20 protein-coding genes are annotated in these 18,862 nt (G+C 71.2%); 9 read left to right on the top strand and 11 right to left on the bottom strand.

The genetic code is table 11. From position 1 onward, the window contains the following. Nucleotides 1-152 precede the first annotated feature (152 nt). Nucleotides 153-566, bottom strand: a complete 414-nt coding sequence (locus Pph01_RS35930; RefSeq protein WP_204077680.1) for a universal stress protein — start codon at nucleotides 564-566, stop codon at nucleotides 153-155. Nucleotides 567-905: 339 nt separating this feature from the next. On the opposite strand from Pph01_RS35930, the gene Pph01_RS35925 reads away from it, so the two are divergent. Both Pph01_RS35925 and Pph01_RS35920 read left to right on the top strand, forming a co-directional pair. Next, nucleotides 906-1,250, top strand: coding sequence for an STAS domain-containing protein (locus Pph01_RS35925; RefSeq protein ID WP_204077679.1), 345 nt, complete (start codon nucleotides 906-908; stop codon nucleotides 1,248-1,250). A gap of 121 nt (nucleotides 1,251-1,371) precedes the next feature. Beyond that, on the top strand, nucleotides 1,372-1,974 hold the full coding sequence (locus Pph01_RS35920; RefSeq protein WP_204077678.1) for a TetR/AcrR family transcriptional regulator: 603 nt from the start codon (nucleotides 1,372-1,374) through the stop codon (nucleotides 1,972-1,974). Nucleotides 1,975-2,043: 69 nt separating this feature from the next. On the opposite strand, the gene Pph01_RS35915 is transcribed toward Pph01_RS35920, so the two are convergent. Beyond that, the gene (locus Pph01_RS35915; protein WP_204077677.1) at nucleotides 2,044-2,787 is read right to left on the bottom strand and encodes a DUF429 domain-containing protein; all 744 of its coding nucleotides are present in this window, start codon (nucleotides 2,785-2,787) and stop codon (nucleotides 2,044-2,046) included. Between the two features lie 119 nt (nucleotides 2,788-2,906). Here Pph01_RS35915 and Pph01_RS35910 point away from each other — a divergent pair, with 119 nt between their 5' ends. The 5 genes from Pph01_RS35910 to Pph01_RS35890 all read left to right on the top strand — a co-directional run bounded on the left by Pph01_RS35910 (nucleotide 2,907) and on the right by Pph01_RS35890 (nucleotide 7,482). Next, entirely contained in the window at nucleotides 2,907-3,497 is a 591-nt protein-coding gene (locus Pph01_RS35910; RefSeq protein WP_204077676.1) for an ArsR/SmtB family transcription factor, read from the top strand. 251 nt (nucleotides 3,498-3,748) lie between these two features. Next, nucleotides 3,749-4,507: an SDR family oxidoreductase gene (locus Pph01_RS35905; RefSeq protein ID WP_204077675.1), complete on the top strand. Its 759-nt coding sequence runs from the start codon at nucleotides 3,749-3,751 to the stop codon at nucleotides 4,505-4,507. 32 nt (nucleotides 4,508-4,539) lie between these two features. Then, complete coding sequence (locus Pph01_RS35900) at nucleotides 4,540-5,442, top strand: SDR family NAD(P)-dependent oxidoreductase (RefSeq protein ID WP_204077674.1); 903 nt, start codon at nucleotides 4,540-4,542, stop codon at nucleotides 5,440-5,442. Between the two features lie 166 nt (nucleotides 5,443-5,608). Continuing rightward, nucleotides 5,609-6,691, top strand: coding sequence for a Dyp-type peroxidase (locus tag Pph01_RS35895; RefSeq protein ID WP_239117265.1), 1,083 nt, complete (start codon nucleotides 5,609-5,611; stop codon nucleotides 6,689-6,691). Next, nucleotides 6,688-7,482: a family 1 encapsulin nanocompartment shell protein gene (locus Pph01_RS35890; RefSeq protein ID WP_204077673.1), complete on the top strand. Its 795-nt coding sequence runs from the start codon at nucleotides 6,688-6,690 to the stop codon at nucleotides 7,480-7,482. Before Pph01_RS35895 ends, Pph01_RS35890 begins: the two co-directional genes overlap by 4 nt. Nucleotides 7,483-7,580: 98 nt before the next feature. Here Pph01_RS35890 and ptsP read toward each other — a convergent pair whose 3' ends face one another. The 8 genes from ptsP to Pph01_RS35850 all read right to left on the bottom strand — a co-directional run bounded on the left by ptsP (nucleotide 7,581) and on the right by Pph01_RS35850 (nucleotide 14,305). Continuing rightward, nucleotides 7,581-9,245: a phosphoenolpyruvate--protein phosphotransferase gene (gene ptsP / locus Pph01_RS35885; RefSeq protein WP_204077672.1), complete on the bottom strand. Its 1,665-nt coding sequence runs from the start codon at nucleotides 9,243-9,245 to the stop codon at nucleotides 7,581-7,583. Further along, on the bottom strand, nucleotides 9,238-9,522 hold the full coding sequence (locus tag Pph01_RS35880) for an HPr family phosphocarrier protein (protein ID WP_204077671.1): 285 nt from the start codon (nucleotides 9,520-9,522) through the stop codon (nucleotides 9,238-9,240). The genes ptsP and Pph01_RS35880 overlap by 8 nt, the downstream gene beginning before the upstream one ends. A gap of 30 nt (nucleotides 9,523-9,552) precedes the next feature. Beyond that, complete coding sequence (locus Pph01_RS35875) at nucleotides 9,553-10,593, bottom strand: zinc-dependent dehydrogenase (protein ID WP_204077670.1); 1,041 nt, start codon at nucleotides 10,591-10,593, stop codon at nucleotides 9,553-9,555. Then, on the bottom strand, nucleotides 10,590-11,048 hold the full coding sequence (locus tag Pph01_RS35870) for a PTS mannitol transporter subunit IIA (RefSeq protein ID WP_204077669.1): 459 nt from the start codon (nucleotides 11,046-11,048) through the stop codon (nucleotides 10,590-10,592). Before Pph01_RS35870 ends, Pph01_RS35875 begins: the two co-directional genes overlap by 4 nt. Next, complete coding sequence (locus Pph01_RS35865; RefSeq protein ID WP_308441938.1) at nucleotides 11,041-11,358, bottom strand: PTS sugar transporter subunit IIBC family protein; 318 nt, start codon at nucleotides 11,356-11,358, stop codon at nucleotides 11,041-11,043. Before Pph01_RS35865 ends, Pph01_RS35870 begins: the two co-directional genes overlap by 8 nt. Further along, complete coding sequence (gene mtlA, locus Pph01_RS35860) at nucleotides 11,355-12,533, bottom strand: mannitol-specific PTS transporter subunit IIC (protein ID WP_239117264.1); 1,179 nt, start codon at nucleotides 12,531-12,533, stop codon at nucleotides 11,355-11,357. Before mtlA ends, Pph01_RS35865 begins: the two co-directional genes overlap by 4 nt. A gap of 72 nt (nucleotides 12,534-12,605) precedes the next feature. Then, a complete protein-coding gene (gene pfkB, locus Pph01_RS35855; RefSeq protein ID WP_204077668.1) occupies nucleotides 12,606-13,547 on the bottom strand; it encodes a 1-phosphofructokinase in 942 nt (313 codons plus the stop codon). Next, the gene (locus tag Pph01_RS35850) at nucleotides 13,544-14,305 is read right to left on the bottom strand and encodes a DeoR/GlpR family DNA-binding transcription regulator (RefSeq protein ID WP_204077667.1); all 762 of its coding nucleotides are present in this window, start codon (nucleotides 14,303-14,305) and stop codon (nucleotides 13,544-13,546) included. Before Pph01_RS35850 ends, pfkB begins: the two co-directional genes overlap by 4 nt. Nucleotides 14,306-14,563: 258 nt before the next feature. Here Pph01_RS35850 and Pph01_RS35845 point away from each other — a divergent pair, with 258 nt between their 5' ends. Next, a complete protein-coding gene (locus Pph01_RS35845; RefSeq protein ID WP_204077666.1) occupies nucleotides 14,564-16,324 on the top strand; it encodes a VanW family protein in 1,761 nt (586 codons plus the stop codon). A 9-nt stretch (nucleotides 16,325-16,333) separates the two neighbouring features. Here the strand turns inward: Pph01_RS35845 and Pph01_RS35840 are convergent, their stop codons facing one another. Next, on the bottom strand, nucleotides 16,334-17,809 hold the full coding sequence (locus Pph01_RS35840; RefSeq protein WP_204077665.1) for an amidohydrolase family protein: 1,476 nt from the start codon (nucleotides 17,807-17,809) through the stop codon (nucleotides 16,334-16,336). Nucleotides 17,810-18,061: 252 nt separating this feature from the next. On the opposite strand from Pph01_RS35840, the gene Pph01_RS35835 reads away from it, so the two are divergent. After that, the gene (locus tag Pph01_RS35835; protein ID WP_204077664.1) at nucleotides 18,062-18,862 is read left to right on the top strand and encodes an IclR family transcriptional regulator domain-containing protein; all 801 of its coding nucleotides are present in this window, start codon (nucleotides 18,062-18,064) and stop codon (nucleotides 18,860-18,862) included.

The following is an 18,862-nucleotide window of genomic DNA, read 5'->3' as shown; positions in this document are numbered from 1 at the left end:
TCACTCCCGGCGTGCATGGACTTTCCCGAAGAAGCCAGATTTTTGGGTATTTGCACCGGACGGGTTCCCTGTACGAGCGACCCGGGTTCAGGCCAGGTGACCGTCGGGCGACCGCCTGCGGTGATCCGCCCGACGACACACCTGACCAGGCATCAGACGGCCAGCAGGACCGACGTGGGGGTGTGCAGCGCGACCTTCTCGCTCACGCTCTCGCCGACCAGCACGCCCAGCTGCGTGTGGTGGGCGGGGCCGAGGACGATCAGGTCGCTGCCGAACTCGTGCGCCCGCTCGACGATGATGCTGGAGATGTCGCCGCGAAGCCCCGTCAGCAGTTCACCCCGGGCCGTGACCCCCGCCTCCTTCAACTTCGCCAAGGCGTTGTCGACGACCGCCTGGGCCTCCTGTTCATCCTCGACCTGGACGACCGTGTCGTACACCACCTGCGAGGCGCCGACGTGAACCACGTCGACGGCCGCACCGGTGAGCTTGGCGAGGTTCTCGACCGTCTCCAGGACCCGGTCCGAGCGCGGGGAGTTGTCGACCGCCGCGAGGATGCGCTTGTACATGGCTGTTCCCTGTCCTTGATGCCTTTTCCGGCATAGCGTCCGTTACAGATAAGAGTCTCTCTTACCGCCAAAGATCGGTTTATACCGGGCGGCCGGTAAGGGCAGCGGTGGGGCGGGGGCGGCCGGGCCTTCCCGCGACCCCTGTCAGCCCGCGCGCGACGCCGCTCACGACTCCGGGCTCGGGGTTCCCGGCTTTACCCGGTTGACCGGCGGATGCCCGGGAGGTTGCGCTGTGCGCCTTCCACGGCTCGAACCGAGCACGGACGTTACTTACCGTAGACGGTCAAACGGATAGCGTCATTTCGGACAGCACGCCCCGATCCGACCGAAGGCGCGCATATGACTGCTCAGCTCGACATCACCGTCAACGATCATCCGGCCGTCACCGTGGTCGCCGTAGCCGGCGAACTCGACATCGCGACCGGAGGACTGTTGCGCGGCGCACTCAGGCGGCTCGTGTCCGAGGGACGCGTCAGGCTCGTGGTGGACGCCTCGGCCCTGTGGTTCTGCGACTCGTCCGGCCTGGAGGTCCTGATCGACGGCCTCGACGACGCCGTGCGGTCAGGCGGAACGCTCGAGCTCACCGGCGTGCACGGCACACTGGGCGTGGTCCTCGACGCCACCCGGCTCCGCGAGGCGTTCCGGGTCGACGACGCGTCGATCGAGTCCCTCGCCCACCGCTGAGACCACACCCGGGGCCACACCTGAGGCCGCGCGCTCGTCGGCGGACCGGCCCGGCCGCCCCTCCCCCCGAAGATCCCGCATCGGACTGGACTGTGGAGTCCAGCCTTGTATCCTCCTGTGCATGACCCGTGCTCTCACCGCCAAGGGCGCCGCGACCCGGCAACGGATCGTCGCCGGCACGGCGGACCTGGTCCGCGCGAGGGGAGCCGACCAGGTCGGCCTCGACGACATCCGCGCGGCGACGGCGACCAGCAAGAGCCAGCTGTTCCACTACTTCCCCGACGGGCGCGCCGAGCTGCTCCGGGCGGTCGCCGCGCACGAGGCCGGTGAGGTCCTGAGCGACCAGCAGCCCTTCCTCGACGGGCTCGGGCCCGCGGGCAGCTGGCAGGCGTGGCGCGACGCGGTGGTCGCGAAATACCAGGAGCAGGGCGTGCACTGCCCGCTGAGCGCGCTGACCACCCAGCTCGGACCGGCCGACCCGGGCATCCGCGTCATCGTCGCGGACCTGCTCGATACGTGGCACACCCGGATCGCCGACGGAGTCCGCCGCGCGCAGGCGGCCGGTCTCGCCGATCCGTCCCTGGAGGCGGACAAGGTCGCGTCCTCGATCCTGGCGTCGATCCAGGGCGGCGTGGTCATGATGCAGGCCACCGGGAACATCGAGTTCCTGAAGGTGCCGCTCGACGCGGCTCTCGCCGTCATCGAGCCGCCGGCCGGCGCCTGACCTCCGCGTCCGCACAGATTCGTATGGATCTTCTCGGAGAAGTGGCCCCAGTAGCTCGATCAGGACCCCTTAGCGCAGCGCGTCCAGTGAAGCGGTCGGAACCGCGATCCAGCCTTCCGTGGCGGCGCTCGCGGCCTGCTCCGGCGCGGGTGCGGTGACGAGTCCGCACGCGGCGGCCCGAGCGGTGAGAGCGGCGACGACCGCGTCGGCGGCGTCGTCCGACCTCCGGCAGACGGCCTCGTGGTCCCCCAGGCTCAGCCAGGGCGCCGCGGCCAGCAGAACGTCGATCACCCGGCTCAGAGCCTCGGCGTTCTCCGTCCTCTTGTATCCGCGGTACGGCAGACCCCACTCCTTGAGTGAGGCCGCGGGATAGACCTCCACGACGAGGCCGCCGCCGTCCCGGGCCACCACCGTACCCGTCTCCCCGGCGAGCCTGGCCAGCAGGGCGGCGCAGCGCATCGCGGGGTGGGCGATGCGGTCGGCGGAGACGCTCAGCGGCCGCAGGCCGGTCCGTTCGTGGACGGCCCGGTCGGTCACGCGGAGTGCGAGATCCCTGCGCCAGTCGCGGCCCAGCCCCGCGGGCACGGCGACGTCGCCCGCCCGATGCGCTGAGACGAACGACACGAACAGATCCGGCCAGCCGAGTGGACAGTCGATCCCCGACTTGGCGGCTCCCTTGACCGCCTCGACGATCAGATCGTCGTCCGCGCCCACGACGACGTCCCTGACGCGAGCTCCTCTCTCCGACCATTCCACCCAGGCCACGGCCGTACGCACCGCCTCGGCCGCGAGATCCACTCCCACCGTCAGCACACCTTCACCGTACGGCCGGGCGGGCGCCGGGATCAGGCGTACTGTACGACCAGCTCGGACGACCTTCCGACAACTTCTAGTGCCTTGACAGAGATAATTGTCGGTGGGATGGTGAGGTCATGTTCGAAGTTGCGGTGATCGAGGATGCAGCGGCCGCCGAGGTGTCGCTGGATCCGGTGCGCGCGCGGTTGCTGGCGGAGCTGGCGGAGCCGGGGTCCGCGACGATGCTGGCGGCCAAGGTGGGGTTGCCGCGGCAGAAGGTGAACTATCACCTGAAGGCGCTGGAGCGGCACGGCCTGGTGGAGCTGGTGGAGGAGCGCCGCAAGGGCAACGTGACCGAGCGGGTCATGCGGGCGACGGCGGCGTCGTACGTGATCTCGCCGCTGGCGCTGGCGGCGGTGCAGCCGGATCCTTCGCGGTCGCCTGATCGGTTGTCGGCGCGGTGGCTGCTGGCACTGGCGGCGCAGCTGGTGCGGGACGTGGGCGAGTTGATCACGGGGGCGACTGCGGCGCGCAAACGGGTGGCGACGTTCGCACTGGACGGGGAGGTGCGTTTCGCCTCGGCGGCCGATCGGGCGGCGTTCGCGGAGGAGCTGGCCGGGGCGGTGGCCGCGCTGGTGAGCAAGTATCACGACGAGGCGGCCGAGGGCGGGCGCGACCACCGGGTGATCGTCGCCGTCCATCCCAGCGTCAAGACACACGGCGCATGACTCCGGCCCGGGACACGTCCCCGTCGACGCCGCGACCACGAAGGCCTGGAAGCTCCGGCTGACACGCGCACCTGCCGAACCTCCCTCTGCCCGATGAGCGCCCTGCTCATCGGGCAGACGTGTTTCCTGCCGACACTCTCGCGCATGGCTTGTTAACGGCGATACCGAGAGCGGGTAGCAGCAGTTCCCAATCCGTGTTATCGTTGCTAACGCAAACGCGAAAGCACTGCTATGAATGCGGGGAGACCTCGATGTCCATCACCACGGAGAACGAATCCGGCCAGGGACGCGTCGCCGTCGTCACCGGAGGATCGCGCGGCATCGGCAACCAGGTGGCCAGGAAGCTCGCGGCGGACGGCCTCGCCGTCGTCGTGGTCTACGGGGGCAACCAGGCCGCGGCGGAGGTCACCGTGAAGGAGATCCGCGAGGCGGGCGGGCAGGCGATCGCCGCCCAGGCCGACATCGCCGACGAGAACGACATGGCCGCGGTGTTCGACCTGGCCGAGCAGACGTTCGGCGGCATCGACGTCGTCGTGAACGCCGCCGGCCGGATGGTCCTGTCCACCCTCGCCGATCTCGACCTCAAGGTGCTCGACGAGATGCACCGCACCAACATCCGCGGCACGTTCGTCGTCTCCCAGCAGGCCCTCCGGCGCCTGCGGTCCGGCGGCACGCTCATCAACTTCTCGTCGTCGGTCGTCGGGCTCGCCTTCCCGCGCTACAGCGGATACGCCGCCAGCAAGGGCGCCGTCGAGGCCATGACGCTCATCCTCGCCCGCGAGATGCGCGGCCGCGACATCACCGTCAACGTCGTGGCCCCCGGCCCGACCGCCACCGACCTGCTCTTCGACAACAACACCGAGGAGAACCTCGGCCGCCTCGCCTCCGCGCCGCCGCTGGAGCGCCTCGGCACGGCGGAGGACATCACCGAGGTCGTCGCCTTCCTCGTGAGCCCCGAGGGCCACTGGGTGAACGGCCAGGTCATCCGTGCCAACGGCGGCGCCATCTGACACGCGGCCGGTACCGGAAAAAGGATCCCCCGATGAACTCCAGCAAGATCATCCTCGTCACCGGCGCGTCAAGCGGCTTCGGCGCGCTGACCGTCCGCGTCCTCGCCCGTGCGGGTCACACCGTGTACGCGGGGATCAGGGAGACCGAAGGACGTAACGCGCCCGCGGTCGCCGACCTCCTGAAGCACGCCGCGGACAACGCCGTCGACCTGCGGCCCATCGAGCTCGACGTGTCCTCGCAGACGTCGGCGGACGACGCGATCAGCGAGATCGTGCACGCCCACGGCCGTCTCGACGTGGTCGTGCACAACGCCGGGCACATGGTGCTCGGGCCCGCCGAGGCGTTCACCCCCGAGCAGATCGCCCAGGTCTACGACACCAACGTGCTGGGAACCCAGCGCGTCAACCGCGCCGCCCTGCCGTACATGCGGGACCGGCACGAGGGACTGCTCGTGTGGGTCGGCAGTTCGAGCACACGGGGCGGATGCCCGCCGTTCCTCGGCCCCTACTTCGCGGCGAAGGCCGCGATGGACGCCCTCGCCGTCAGCTACGCCGGTGAGCTGGTCCGGTTCGGTGTCGAGACAGCGATCGTCGTCCCCGGCGCGTACACCGAGGGCACCAACCACTTCCTCCACGCCGGACGGCCGGACGACGCCGAGCGCGCCGCGGCGTACGACGAGAAGTACGCGGCCCTGATGGACGACGTCAACGTCCGCCTGGCCGGGTTGCTGCCGCCGACGGCCGACGTCGCGGAGGTGGCGGAGGTCATCGCACAGGTGGTGGACATGCCCGCCGGGACCAGGCCGCTGCGCACCCACGTCGACCCCAGCCGCGACGGGAGCGAGGTGGTCTCCGCCGTCGCCGACCGCATCCGGGTGGACTTCTTCCGGCGCATCGGCCTCGACGACCTACTGACCCCCGGCAGCAGCCTCTGAAAAACCGGCCGTGATCATGCACACCTCACGAAAGTGTGCATGATCACGTTCGGAGGAGGGCGTGATCCTCACCCCGGGGCCACAGGGCCGGACCTCACTGACATATCCTCCGGATGTCCCCCCATCAGACGGAGCACAGCGACCGGAGAAGGGCCAGGCATTCATCGTGACGGAGCGAGCACCCGAGCCACAGGCCGTGCTGACACCGCTCACCAGTTCGGCGATCTTCCTGATCGTGACGGTCGACCAGGGGGGCGAGCCGGTCGTCAGGGAACTCCTGTCCGACGTGGCGGGGCTGGTGCGGTCGGTCGGATTCCGCGTCCCGTCCGGGGCGCTGACCTGCGTCACGGCCATCGGATCCGACGTGTGGGACCGTCTGTTCGCCGGCCCGCGTCCCGCCGAGCTCCATCCCTTCCGTGAGGTGGCCGGCGCCCGGCACACCGCCGTCGCCACGCCGGGCGACCTGCTGTTCCACATCAGGGCCGGCCAGATGGACCTCTGCTTCGAACTGGCCGCACAGATCATGGACCGGTTGCGGGGGGCCGTCACGGTCTTCGACGAGGTGCAGGGGTTCAAGTACTTCGACGAACGTGACCTGCTCGGATTCGTCGACGGCACCGAGAACCCCACGGGGCGGGACGCGTGCGACGCCGTGACCGTCGGCGCCGCCGACCCGGACCAGGACCCCGACTTCGACGGCGGCAGCTACGTCATCGTCCAGAAGTACATCCACGACCTCGCCGCGTGGAACGCCCTGCCGGTCGAGGCGCAGGAGCGGGCCATCGGACGCACCAAGCTGCAGGACATCGAGCTTCCCGACGAGGTCAAGCCGGGCGACTCCCACGTGGCGCTCACCACCATCACCGACCCCGACGGCACCGAGCGCCAGATCGTGCGCGACAACATGCCGTTCGGCGCTCCCGGACGCGGCGAGTTCGGCACGTACTTCATCGGCTACTCCAGTTCGCCGTCGGTCACGGAGCTGATGCTGGAGCGCATGTTCGTCGGCGACCCGCCGGGCGCCCACGACCGGATCCTCGACGTGTCCACCGCGGTGACCGGAAGCCTGTTCTTCGCGCCGTCGGCCGACTTCCTCGACGATCCTCCCCCGCCTCCCGGGCGGCTCGAGACCGGGCGGACGGCGGAGACGGCCGTCGCCGCAGAGCCCCCGGACGAGCCCCCGCGCACATCCGACGGTTCTCTGGCGATCGGCGACCTCAAGCACCTGAAGAGGAGCACCCCGCGATGAACAACCTGCACCGCGAACTCGCGCCCATCTCGGATGCGGCCTGGGCCGACCTCGAGAGCGAGGTCCGCCGGACGTTCATCCGGCATCTCGCGGGACGCCGGCTGGTCGACGTGCCCGAGCCGGGCGGCGTCGCCCTCGCCTCGGTGGCCACCGGCCATCTGGCCGCCGTCGAGTCGCCCGCTCCGGGGGTCGGGGCGCGCCTGCGTGAGTCCCAGTCCCTCGTGGAGTTGCGCGTGCCGTTCACCGTGGACCGCCAGGCCGTCGACGACGTCGAGCGGGGCGCGAAGGATCCGGACTGGGACCCGGCCAAGGAGGCCGCCAGGCAGATGGCCTACGCCGAGGACCGCGCGGTCTTCGAGGGGTACGCGGCGGCCGGCATCGGGGGAATCCGGCGCGGCTCGACCAACCCGCCGCTGGTGCTTCCGGCGGAGGTGCGGGACTACCCCAACACGATCAGCCAGGCGATCACCACCCTGCGCCTCGCCGGTGTGGACGGCCCCTACTCGCTCGCGCTCAGCGCGGACGCCTACACCGCGGTCAACGAGACCTCCGACCACGGCTACCCCATCCACGAGCATCTCGCGCGGCTCATCGACGGGGAGATCATCTGGGCTCCCGCCATCAGCGGCGCGTTCCTGCTGACCACCCGTGGTGGAGACTACGAGCTGCGCATCGGCCAGGACCTCTCGATCGGCTACGACTCGCACGACGCGACCAGCGTCCGGCTGTACCTCCAGGAGACCCTGACCTTCCTCGCCTACACCGGCGAGGCCGCCGTCGCCCTCACCTGAGGCCGCGGGCCGGTGAGACCGCTGTCGCCCTCGCCTGAGCCCGCAAGTCGGTGAGACCGCCGGAGCCACCGGAGCACGCCGGCGGCTCCGGCGTCCGATCACCCGGACGCCGCCTCTCGTACGGCGTCGCGCGCGCCGCCCGGGTCGGCGGCCGCCAGTGCGAGCCGGGCGTGTTCCCTGCACTGGTCGAGAGAGTGGCGGGCGAGGGCGTCTCGCACCGCCGCCACGCTCCTCGCCGACATCGACAGGCTGGTGACGCCGAGCCCGACCAGCACGGTGGCCAGCAACGGGTCGGCCGCGGCCTCTCCGCACACGCCGACCGGCTTGCCCGCGGCACGCCCCGCCTCCGCGCACCGCTCGATCAGCTGAAGGAGCGCCGGCTGCCATGGGTCGAGGAGATCGGCCAGCTCGCCGTGCTGACGGTCGGACGCGAAGGTGTACTGGCTGAGGTCGTTGGTGCCGATGCTGAGGAAGTCCAGCTGCTCGAGGAGGCGGTCGGCGTGCAGCGCGGCGGCGGGGACCTCCACCATGGCGCCCACGTGAGCGATGCCCCGGGCACGGGCCCGCCGGGCGAAGTCGGCCGCCTCCCCCGTCGTGGTGACCATCGGCGCCATCACCCAGGGCGAGGTTCCGCTCGCGCGCGCCGCCTCGGCCAGAGCGTCGAGCTGGGCGTCCAGCACCTCGGGCGACCGGCGCGACACCCGCAGCCCGCGCACGCCGAGCGCCGGGTTGGGCTCCTCGGGCAGGCCGAGGAAGGGCAGGGGCTTGTCGGTGCCGGCGTCCAGGGTGCGGACCACGACCGTGGCGTCGGGGAAGGCACGGAGAACGGCCTCGTACGCGCCGGTCTGCTCCTCGTGGGTGGGGGCGGTCCGGCGGTCGAGGAAGAGGAACTCGCTGCGGAAGAGCCCGACGCCCTCCCCCGGTGAGCCCTCCGGGACGTCCGCCACGGATCCGATGTTGAGCAGCAGCTTGACCGGGTGCCCGTCGGCGGTCCGCCCCGGACCGGTCGCCGTGGCGAGACGGTCGCGGTCGGCGCGGGCCGCACGCTCGACCTCCGCAGCCGTCCGCTCGTCGATGCCGGTGCGGACCTCGCCGGCGCCGCCGTCGACGACCGCCCAGGTCCCGTCCGCCACGGACAGGATTCCGGGACAGGCCACGACCGCGGGAATGCCGAGTGCCCGCGCGAGGATCGCGGTGTGGCTGGTCGGCCCGCCCTTCTCCGTGACCAGTGCGAGCACCACGCCCGGGTCGAGGGCGACGGTGTCCGCGGGGGCCAGGTCGCCGGCCGCCAGGATGTACGGGTGCCCGGGGGACGGCAGGCCCGGCATGGGCAGGCCGAGCACGGCCGCGACGGCGCGGTTCTTGATGTCGTCGAGGTCGCTCGCGCGCTCGGCGATGTAGCCGCCCACGGCCAGCAGGGCCTCCCTCTGCTCGGCGCACGCGGCGTCGATGGCGTGGGCGGCGTCCGACCCCGCGGCGACCCGTTGCTCGACCGACTCCCGCAGCATGGGGTCTGCCGCGATCATGGCCTGCGCCTCGAGGATCTCCCGGGCCGTGGCGTCCGTCGCGCCTTCGGCCCGGGCGGTCAGCTCCCGGGCCGCCGACTCCAGGCCGTGTACGGCACGGGCGGTCTCCGCGGCGGTGTCCGCGACCGGCACGGGCGCGGGCAGCAGGGGCGGTCCCGCCATCCTGTGCACCCGGCCGGCGGCGCGGCCCGGGCTGATGCCCAGGCCGCGCAGGACGTCGGGCGCCGCCTCAGGCATCGGAGGCTTCCTCGGCGTCGAGGTCGCGGGACAGCAGGTCGGCCAGCGCGTCCAGAACCTCTTCCGCGCCCGGCCCGTCCGCGTCGAGCGTGACCTCGGCGCCATGCCCGGCCCCGAGCGACAACACGGCGAGCATGCTGTTGGCGGGGACCGGCCTGCCGTCGCCGACGCGGATGCGGACGGCGGTGCCCTGCCTGGCCACGGCCTGGACGAAGATCTTGGCGGGGCGCGCGTGCAGACCGGACCGTGAGGCGACGATCACTGTCCTTTCCGGCATCTGGCTCCTCCTTCCTCTCAGGGTTCGATGTCAGGGTTCGATGGTGACCTTGATCGCGGCGCCGCGGCTCACGATGTCGATGGCGTCGAGCACCTCGCCCAGCGGGAGCCGGTGGGTGATCAGGTCGGCCACGGGCACCGATCCGTCGGCGATGAGCTCGAGCGCGCGCTTGTTGTGGGCCGGGCTCGAGCCGTTGGCCCCGACGATCGTGAACTCGCGGTAGTGCACCAGGTTGGAGTCGAGCCGGATGATCGGATCGTCCTTGGGCAGCCCGCCGAAGAAGCTGATGCGCCCCTGACGGGCCGTCATCTGCAGCGCCTGCTCCTGGGCGGCCCCGGACGCGGCGGCCGTGATGACGACGTCCGCTCCCCTTCCGCCGGTGAGCTTCAGCACCTCGTCCACGACGTCGGTGTCGGCGGCGCAGATCGCCGCGTCCGGCCTGACCAGGTCGGCCGCCATGGCCAGCCGGTCCGCGTTGAGGTCGACGAGGAACACGCGTGCGGCCCCGCGCGAGCGGGCCAGCCGTACGTGCAGGCAGCCGATGGGTCCCGACCCCATGACGACGACGTCGTCGCCCTCGCCGACCCGGGCCAGCTCCTGGCCGTTGAGGACGCAGGCGAGCGGCTCGGCGACGGACGCCTCGGCGAACCCGAGGCCGTCGGGGATGCGGTTGAGGCCGTCGACGGCGAGGACCTTGGCCGGGACGATCATGTACTGCGCGAACCCGCCGTCGTAGTGGTAGCCCATCGACTCCTGCTTCGGGCAGACCGTCATGTGGCCTCGGCGGCACTCCTCGCACTGACCGCAGGGGATCGCGGCGATCACCTGGACGCGGTCACCCGGCGCCCAGCCGGTCACGCCCTCACCGACGTCGGCGACCTCACCGGCGATCTCGTGCCCCATGACCCTCGGCGGCCTGATGTGGTGGTGGCCGAACTTGAAAATCTTGACATCGGTGCCGCAGGTCGAGCAGTTGCGGACACGGATCTTGACGTCGCCGGGGCCCGCGACGGGCTCCGGCACGTCCTCGATGCGGATGTCGCCGGGAGCGTGGAAACGGGCGACCTTCACTCGGATGGTTCCTCTCTTGACGGTTGCAGCAGGCGGATGACGTCGGAGACCTCGGTCGCCTCCCGCAGGGCCTGTGCCTGCTCCGGATCGAGCAGGATCTGGGCGAGTTCCGACAGCAGCCTGATGTGGCCGTCGCCGCGCGCGGCGATGCCGACGCAGACGGAGACCCGCTCGCCGTCCCAGTCGACGCCGCCGGGGAAGCGCAGCACGCAGATCGCGTCGTGGTGGACGGCGTCCTTGGCCACGAGGGTGCCGTGCGGGATGGCGACGCCCTCGCCGACGTACGTGGAGATCGAGCGCTCACGTTCGAGCATCGCGTCGATGTAGTCCGCCTCCACGGCGCCCACCTCGACGAGGACCTCCCCGCAGCGGCGGATCGCCCCGTCGCGGCCGTCCGCCTGCTCGTCGAGGCGGACGGCGCGGGGGTCGAGCGGCAGCGGGGCCGTCTCAGCCATTGATGGTGCCGCCGCTCTTGATGGTGCTGACCAGCTTGGCGACCGCCGGGTCCCCGATGAAGACCTGGAAGGGGATGAGCACCACGCTGGGAGCCGTGGCCCGGGCGCGGTCGGCCAGACCCACGTGGCAGACCACGACGTCGGCGTCGGCCGGGATCGAGTTGACCGGGGTGTGCTCCACCTGGACCTGCGCGCTCTTCAGCTGCTTGCGGAGCTGACTGGCGAGCATGACGCTGCTGCCCATGCCGGCGTCGCAGGCGACGACGATCTTGTGGACGTCCTTGCTCTCGATGCTGGACACGGTGGTCACGACTCCTTCGTTGCGGGCACGGACTCGCTGCCGGCCGCGGCTTCGGTCTGGGCGCCGGTCTCGGTGGCCGGCGTGGCGCTCTCGTCCTCGGGCCGGCCCCCGGGCTCGGCCTCCGCCTGCTCGTCGCCGTTCTTGCGCCCGAAGCCGAGCAGTGCCGACGCGACCGCGAACGAGACCGCGGCGGCCACGACGATTCCGGCGATCACTCCGAAGTAGCCGCCCTTCGGGGTCACCGCGAAGTAGGCGAAGATGCTTCCCGGCGACGGAGAGGCGATGAGCCCGGCACCCGTGACCAGGAAGGTGAGGATGCCCGCGGCGCCGCCGGCGATCGTGGCGAGGATGAGACGGGGCTTCATGAGAACGTACGGGAAGTAGATCTCGTGAATGCCGCCGAAGAACTGGATGACTATCGCCGCCGGGGTGCTGGCCCGCAGCGCCCGGGGTCCGAACAGCATATACGCGAGGAGAAGGCCCAGGCCGGGGCCGGGGTTCGACTCCAGCATGAACAGGATCGACTTGCCGACGCCGGCCGACTCCGCCACGCCGAGCGGGGTGAGGACGCCGTGGTTGATCGCGTTGTTGAGGAACAGCACCTTGGCCGGCTCGATCAGGACCGATGCCAGCGGCAGCAGGTCGTGGTGGACCAGCCACTCCACGACGTCGCCCGCGGCCTCGGTGATCGTTCTGACGACCGGGCCGATGGCCAGGACTCCGAGGATGGCCATGACGCCGCCGACGATGCCCGCGCTGAAGTTGTCGACGAGCATTTCGAAGCCCGCCTTGATGCGGTCCGCGAACATCCTGTCGACCTGCTTGATCACGAACGCCCCGAGCGGACCCATGATCATGGCGCCGAGGAACATCGGGACGTCCGCGCCGACCACGACGCCCATGGTCGCGACGGCGCCGACGACGGCGCCGCGCTGTCCGTGCACCATGCGGCCACCGGTGTATCCGATCAGCACGGGAAGCAGGACGGTGATGATGGGGCCGACCAGTTCGGCCAGGGTCGCGTTGGGCACCCAGCCGGTGGGGATGAACAGCGCGGTGATCAGGCCCCAGGCGATGAACGCCCCGATGTTGGGCATGATCATGCCGGCGAGGTGCCCGCCGAACCGCTGGATGGTCGCCCGCATGCCGGTCCCCTGGACCGTCGGTGTATAGGGAGTGGCCAACTGAATGTGCTCCTTCCGGGGAGCCGGCCTGGCAGGCCGGCTGGGGTGGTGCCGGTGGTTACGTGCCGCTTCTCATCCCCCGGACATAAGCGGCTGGGCCGGATCAGGAGTGCTGATCCGGACTGCTGAACGATCGATGTCGGCCGGGGCGGGCATCCGGCTCCCCGGCAGGCCCACGGCGGCGCTCGCCCAGGCGAGCCCCTCGGCCAGCGCCGCCTCGCCGGACGCGCCCGCGGCCAGGAAGCCGGCGAGCATGGCGTCGCCCGCCCCCACGCTGCTGCGCGGCTCCTCGACGGGGCACCGGCCGTACCAGAACCGGTCGTCCTCCATGAGGAGCGCGCCGTCCGCGCCGAGGCTGGTGAGCACGGAGCGCGCGCCCATCCCGCGCAGCTTCTCCGCGGCGTCGATGACGTCGCCGAGACGGGTGATCGGCGTGCCGGTCGCCTCCGCGAGCTCCTCGCGGTTGGGCTTGACGAGCGTGGGGCCCGCGGCGACCGCCGCGACCAGGGCGGGGCCGCTCGTGTCGATCGCCGTCTGGATGCCGGCGGCGGCGAACCTGCGGCACAACCCCGCGTACACGTCGACCGGCACTCCGGGCGGCAGGCTGCCCGAGGCGACGACCCAGTCGGCCGACTCGGCCGCGCCGAGCACCGCGCTCGCCAGCGTGTCGAGCTCGGACGGGGTGAGCGCCGTGCCCGGCTCGTTGAGCTTGGTGACCGTTCCGTCGGGCTCGGCGAGGGTGACGTTGGACCTGGTCGCTCCGCCGACGGAAACGGGGATCATGTCGATGCCCTCCGCCGACAGCAGCCCGACGAGCTGCCGTCCCTCGTCGCCTCCGAACGGGATGACCGCGCACGAGCGCACCTGGTTGGCCAGCAGCGCGCGTGAGACGTTGACGCCCTTGCCGCCGGGGTCGAGATGGGCGGCGGCCGCCCTGATGACCGCTCCCCTGGTCAGCGAGCCGACCTCTATCGTCCGGTCCAGGCTCGGGTTCAGCGTCAAGGTGAGGATCATGCGCGGACGACCTCCGGCCCGGCCGCGGCCAGATCCGACGCCAGCTCCAGATCGAGGCCGGCGTCGCTGACGATCACGTCGATCTCCGACAACGTCGCGAAGCGGGCCAGGTAGTTGCTGGAGAACTTCGTGTGGTCGGCCAGGAGCACCGAACGTTGCGCCGAGGCGACCATCGCCCGTTTGATCGCCGCCTCGGACGGATCGGGGGTCGTCAGGCCCCGGGCGACCGAACATCCGTTGGTCGCCATGAAGGCCACATCGACGTGAAGCTGCGAGAGCTGCTGGAGCGCCCAGTCCTCGACGGTCGCCAGCGTCCTGCCGCGAACCCGGCCGCCCAGGAGGAACACCGTCACGTTGGGGCGGGTCGCCAGCACGGTCGCCAGGGGCGGCGAATTGACGATGACGGTGAGCTCGCGGTCGGCGGGAAGGGCCTGGACCAGACGGCCGGTGGTGGTGCCCGCGTCGATGACGATGGCTCCGTCCTGGGGAAGCTCGGCGAGGGCGGCCTTGGCGATGCGCTCCTTCTCGGCGGTCATGACCTCGTCGCGCGTCGCCACGGCCGGTTCGAAGCCGAGCCGTTCGACGGGAATGGCGCCGCCGTGCACACGCCGCAACACGCCCGCGCGTTCGAGGACGGTCAGATCCCTGCGGATCGTCTCGGTCGTGACGCCGAACTGCTCCGCCAGGGTCACCACGTCCACGCGTCCGGCGGCGCGGGCCTCACGGAGGATTTCCTGCTGCCGTTCCTCGGCGTACATCCTGTTGATTCACCGCCGTTTCGATGTTGTTTCGTATGTGTTTATACCCGTCTATGTTGGTCCGTCAAGAGGTCGTCACGCGGTGTTCGCCGGGTCGCAACAAGGAGCCCCAACGGGTCCGCGCGCAGGCCGGAGGGCCGGACGCCGGGCCCGTACTATGGGCGAGCCCGATGAGGGCGCGACCAGTAGGTTCACGCGCCGCCCGCACACGCCGTCGCGACGGCGCCTGCCGGGGCGGAGGACAGGTGAGGAGATCGCATGGCGGGCCCGAGGGCGGGCGGCTCTGAGCCCATGACCTCTTCGCACCTCGCCGAGCCCGCTTCCGAGCCGGCTCCCCCGCGCCGCTGGTTACGCAGAACTCTCCTCGGCCTCTCAGCGGTCGCGGCGGTGGGCGCGGCCGGTTACCTCGCCGCCGCCGGCGCGCTGTCGGGCGAGGTCCTCCCCGGCACCCGCGTCGCGGGCGTCGACATCGGCGGCCTGTCCCCCGCGTCCGCGGAGGCGGTGCTCCGCAGGGGGATCGCGGACTCGGCCGACCGGCCGCTCATCGCCCATGCCGGGGTGACAGGCTCCGGCGGCACGCGCCAGATCCTCTCGCCGGCGGAGATCGGGCTGTCGGTGGACGTCAAGGGAACCGTGGCGGACGCCGGGACGGGCTGGCCCACCCCCGTATCCCTGGTCCGGGTCCTGTTCGGCGGGCAGGAGGTCGCCCCGCGCGTGGCCGTCGACACCCGACGGCTCACCGCGCGCGTCGCCCAACTCGCCGAGGAGGTCGACGTCCCGGTGCGCGAAGGCGAGGTCGGCTACCGGGGCCTCGAACCCCGCGTGACGCTCCCCGCGAACGGGCGCGCGCTCGACCAGCCGCAGGCCGCCCGGGCGCTCCGCGCGGCCTACCCGCGCTCGCGGGAGCCGGTACCGCTGCCGGTGCGCGTCGTCACCCCTCAGGTCTCCGCCGCGGTGGTGAACCGGGTCGCGCAGACCACCGCGCGTACGGCGGTCGCCACCCCGTTCCTGCTGAAGAACGGCTCTCGCGAGGCGACGCTGAGCCGCGAGGAGCTCGCGGGCGGCCTGCGCTTCGTCGCGGCGGGCACAGGCCTGATGCGCCCGTCGTTCGACGCGGAGGAGACCGCCGCGGATTTCAGGTCCCGGCTCATCGGCGACGACCGCGTCCCCCGGGACGCCTCGTTCGAGATCGTCGACGGCAAGCCGCGCGTGGTCCCGTCACGAACCGGGCAGGCGATCGACGCCGACGGACTCGGCCGCCTCATCGCCGCCGTGATCGAGGACGGCGGGGGCCGGACCATCGAGGTGCCGATCACGAAGGAGGCGCCCCGGCTGACCACCGCGCAGGCGCGCGCGCTCGGAGTCACCGAGCAGGTGAGCTCCTTCACCACGGAATATCCGTGTTGCGCGCCCAGGGTGACCAACATCCACCGCATCGCCGAGATCGTGAACGGGCACCTGGTCCGGCCCGGGGAGACGTTCTCCCTCAACGGGCTGGTGGGCAGGCGCGACACGGCGCGGGGGTTCGTCGAGGCTCCGATGATCCTCAACGGCAGGTACGTCGACGACGTGGGCGGCGGAGTCTCGCAGTTCACCACCACGATGTTCAACGCCGTCTTCTTCGGCGGCTTCCAGGACGTCCAGCACACGCCGCACTCGTTCTACATCTCCCGGTACCCGGCGGGGCGGGAGTCGACGATCTCCTTCCCCCAGCCCGACTTCCGGTGGCGAAACGACTCTCCGTACGGCGTGTTCATCACGACGTCGTACACGAGCACGTCCGTCACGGTGAATTTCTGGAGCACCAAGCGGTTCGACGTGGAATCGGAGAGTTCGGCGCGCTACAACCTGAAGGGCTTCCCCACGCTCACCGACACCGGCCCGGAGTGCATCCCGATGACCGGCGTCGACGGCTTCACGATCGACGTGTGGCGGATCTTCAAGCAGGACGACGAGGAGGTCCGCAGGCAGAGGTTCCGGACGACCTACATGCCGGAACCTCAGCTCACCTGCGAGTGACCCCCGCGCTCAGCCCTTCCACTGGGCGCCGCGGGCGTCCCAGTCGGTGTAGGTGTAGGGGTTGTCGAAGACCTTCGTCTCGGGGACGTCGGGGTTCATGCCCTTGGCCCACGCCTCCTCGCCGAGTGCGCCGACGAGATGCTCGACGGTGCTCTCGACGCTCCGCCGCGCGGCGGCGAGGTCGATCCCGACCAGCCGGTGGTCGAGCTTGACGATCCGCCCGTTGACCACGACGGTGTGCACGTCCGCGCGCTGCGCCTGGAAGGCGACGTGCCCGTACGGGTTGAACATCGGGAACATGACCGGCGAGTGGTCGTTCTTGATGAGCACGATGTCGGCCTTCTTGCCGACCTCGAGGCTTCCGACGGCGCCGTCCAGGCCGAGGGCCCTGCTCCCGCCGCGCGTGGCCCAGTCGACGACGTGCTCGGCGCGCAGGTGCGCGTGGGTGACCGTCTCCTGCCGGCCGTGCGCCTCCATGTGCTCCCTCGACCGGTCGGCGCCGAGCGTGGTGCGCATCGCGGAGAACAGGTCGCCGCTCCACCACACGCTGGTGTCCATGGACAGGGACACCGGGATGTCGTGCCTGCGCAACCGCCAGGTGGGCGGGTAGCCCTGGCCCGCGCTCTGCTCGCTCTCCGTGGACACCGAGACGGAGCCCCCGGTCGCGGCGATCCGGTGGTAGGAGTCGGAGCTGAGCGTCGCGGCGTGGACGTAGACGGTCTCCGGAGTCATGAAGCCGTTCTCGTGCATCAGGCGGATGCCGTCGTCGTTGGTCGCGCCCCAGACGCCCGCGTGGGTGGTGACCGGGACGCCGAGGTCGCGGGCGACCTCGAAGGCGGCCCGCTCGGGGAACTCGGGGTCACCCGTCACGTCGAAGGCCATCTGGAACCCGAACATGTCCCCGCGCCCGTGGACGCGGCGGCTGACGAAGTCGCGGAACTCGGGGGTGGTGGACCACGCCCACGGCCCCTGCTGGATGTTGCCGTAGGCGAGGACGAACCGGCCCGGCACCGCCTCGAGGGCGTCGGCCGCGGCGTCCGCGTGGTCGACGGTCTGCAGGCCATGCGACCAGTCGACGGTGGTGGTCACGCCGGCGTCCAGCGCCTCGATCGCGGCGAGCAGGTTTCCCGCGTACACGTCCTGGGGGCGGAAGACCTTCCCCCACTCGAGGTAGTACCAGACGAAGTACTGGGTGAGCGTCCAGTCGGCGCCGTATCCGCGCATCGCCGTCTGCCACATGTGCCGGTGCGTGTCGACCATGCCGGGCATGACGATCCCGCCGCTCGCGTCGATCTCGAGCGTGCCTTCGGGGACCTCCAGGCCGTGCCCGACGGCCGCGATGCGCTCGCCCACCACAAGCACGTCGGCGTCGCGGAGGATGTCGTGCCGGTCGTCCATCGTCAGGACGACGCCCTTGCGGAACACCACCGGCCGTCCCGGTCCGAGGTCGCCGCGGCTCGTGTCGTGGGTGGTCGTCGTGCTCATCGTGCCCCACTTCTTCCCTGGGCCTTCATCCGCCGCCGCGGGGGATCGCGACACGCGGGCAATCACGGACGAACGTCCGTAGAGCGGTCAACGCAATGTGGATGTAACAATGAGGTGAGCCATCGTCGCTGTCAAGGGTGGCGGGACGCACGAAATCGCGACCCGGCCCACCTGGCCCATCCGACATACGGACATCACGCCGCTCCACGGTTAGAGTCGGATGGCCAGTGAACCGACAGGAAAGAAACCGACATGGCGCGCAAGGACACCGGACCCGACTTCATCGAGGCGCTCGCGCGCGGTCTCGATGTGATCAAGGCGTTTCGGCCGGGGCGGCCCCTGATGTCCCTCACCGAGGTGGCGACCGCCGCCGAGCTGGCCCGCCCGACGGCCCGCCGGATCCTGCTCACCCTCGAGGAGCTCGGTTACGCCAGGAGTGAGCAGGGCGGCTTCGCCCTCACCCCGCGCGTGCTGGAGCTCGGGGTCTCCTACGTGCACTCCACCGGCCTGTGGGAGATCGCCCGCCCCCACATGGAACTCCTCGTGGCCAGGACGCGGGAGTCCTCCTCCATCGCCCAGCTGGACGGCTCGGACATCGTGTACGTGGCACGCGTGGCGGTGCCGAAGATCGTCGCACTGTCGGTGAGCATCGGGACGCGCTTCCCCGCCCTGCAGACGTCGCTCGGGAAGGTCCTGCTGGCGGGCCTCGCCCCCGCCGAGGCCGACAGGGTGCTCGCCGAGCCCAGCCGGTCGGGCATCTCCGCCCGCAGGCAGCCCGGGCCGGACGAGCGGGAGGCCGAGCTCCGCGACGTGCGGGCCAAGGGGTGGGCGCTGACCGACCAGGAGCTGGCGCTCGGCATCCGGTCCGTGGCCGTGCCTCTACGCGACGGGACCGGCCGGGTCGTCGCCGCGCTCAACGTCAACGCCCACGCCGCCGAGACATCGGTCGAGAAGCTCACCGAGGAGCACCTTCCGCTCCTGCTCAGGACGGCCGCCGCGATCAGCGCCGACTGGGCGCTCTACGAGTCGATCCCGCAGGTGACCGCGTCCTGA

Origin of the sequence: Planotetraspora phitsanulokensis (genome assembly GCF_016863295.1) — a bacterium.
Lineage (GTDB): Bacteria > Actinomycetota > Actinomycetes > Streptosporangiales > Streptosporangiaceae > Planotetraspora > Planotetraspora phitsanulokensis.
This window is presented reverse-complemented; position numbering and strand designations above follow the sequence as displayed.

Bases quoted from the DNA above. Each gene is read 5' to 3' on its own strand.
- ptsP (WP_204077672.1), bottom strand. From the start codon at position 9,245: ATGCCTGAGGCGGCGCCCGACGTCCTGCGCGGCCTGGGCATCAGCCCG.
- Pph01_RS35835 (WP_204077664.1), top strand. From the start codon at position 18,062: ATGGCGCGCAAGGACACCGGACCCGACTTCATCGAGGCGCTCGCGCGC.
- Pph01_RS35925 (WP_204077679.1), top strand. From the start codon at position 906: ATGACTGCTCAGCTCGACATCACCGTCAACGATCATCCGGCCGTCACC.
- Pph01_RS35910 (WP_204077676.1), top strand. From the start codon at position 2,907: ATGTTCGAAGTTGCGGTGATCGAGGATGCAGCGGCCGCCGAGGTGTCG.
- Pph01_RS35930 (WP_204077680.1), bottom strand. From the start codon at position 566: ATGTACAAGCGCATCCTCGCGGCGGTCGACAACTCCCCGCGCTCGGAC.
- Pph01_RS35840 (WP_204077665.1), bottom strand. From the start codon at position 17,809: ATGAGCACGACGACCACCCACGACACGAGCCGCGGCGACCTCGGACCG.
- Pph01_RS35850 (WP_204077667.1), bottom strand. From the start codon at position 14,305: ATGTACGCCGAGGAACGGCAGCAGGAAATCCTCCGTGAGGCCCGCGCC.
- Pph01_RS35845 (WP_204077666.1), top strand. From the start codon at position 14,564: ATGGCGGGCCCGAGGGCGGGCGGCTCTGAGCCCATGACCTCTTCGCAC.
- Pph01_RS35900 (WP_204077674.1), top strand. From the start codon at position 4,540: ATGAACTCCAGCAAGATCATCCTCGTCACCGGCGCGTCAAGCGGCTTC.
- Pph01_RS35920 (WP_204077678.1), top strand. From the start codon at position 1,372: ATGACCCGTGCTCTCACCGCCAAGGGCGCCGCGACCCGGCAACGGATC.
- Pph01_RS35890 (WP_204077673.1), top strand. From the start codon at position 6,688: ATGAACAACCTGCACCGCGAACTCGCGCCCATCTCGGATGCGGCCTGG.
- Pph01_RS35905 (WP_204077675.1), top strand. From the start codon at position 3,749: ATGTCCATCACCACGGAGAACGAATCCGGCCAGGGACGCGTCGCCGTC.
- Pph01_RS35880 (WP_204077671.1), bottom strand. From the start codon at position 9,522: ATGCCGGAAAGGACAGTGATCGTCGCCTCACGGTCCGGTCTGCACGCG.
- Pph01_RS35870 (WP_204077669.1), bottom strand. From the start codon at position 11,048: ATGGCTGAGACGGCCCCGCTGCCGCTCGACCCCCGCGCCGTCCGCCTC.
- pfkB (WP_204077668.1), bottom strand. From the start codon at position 13,547: ATGATCCTCACCTTGACGCTGAACCCGAGCCTGGACCGGACGATAGAG.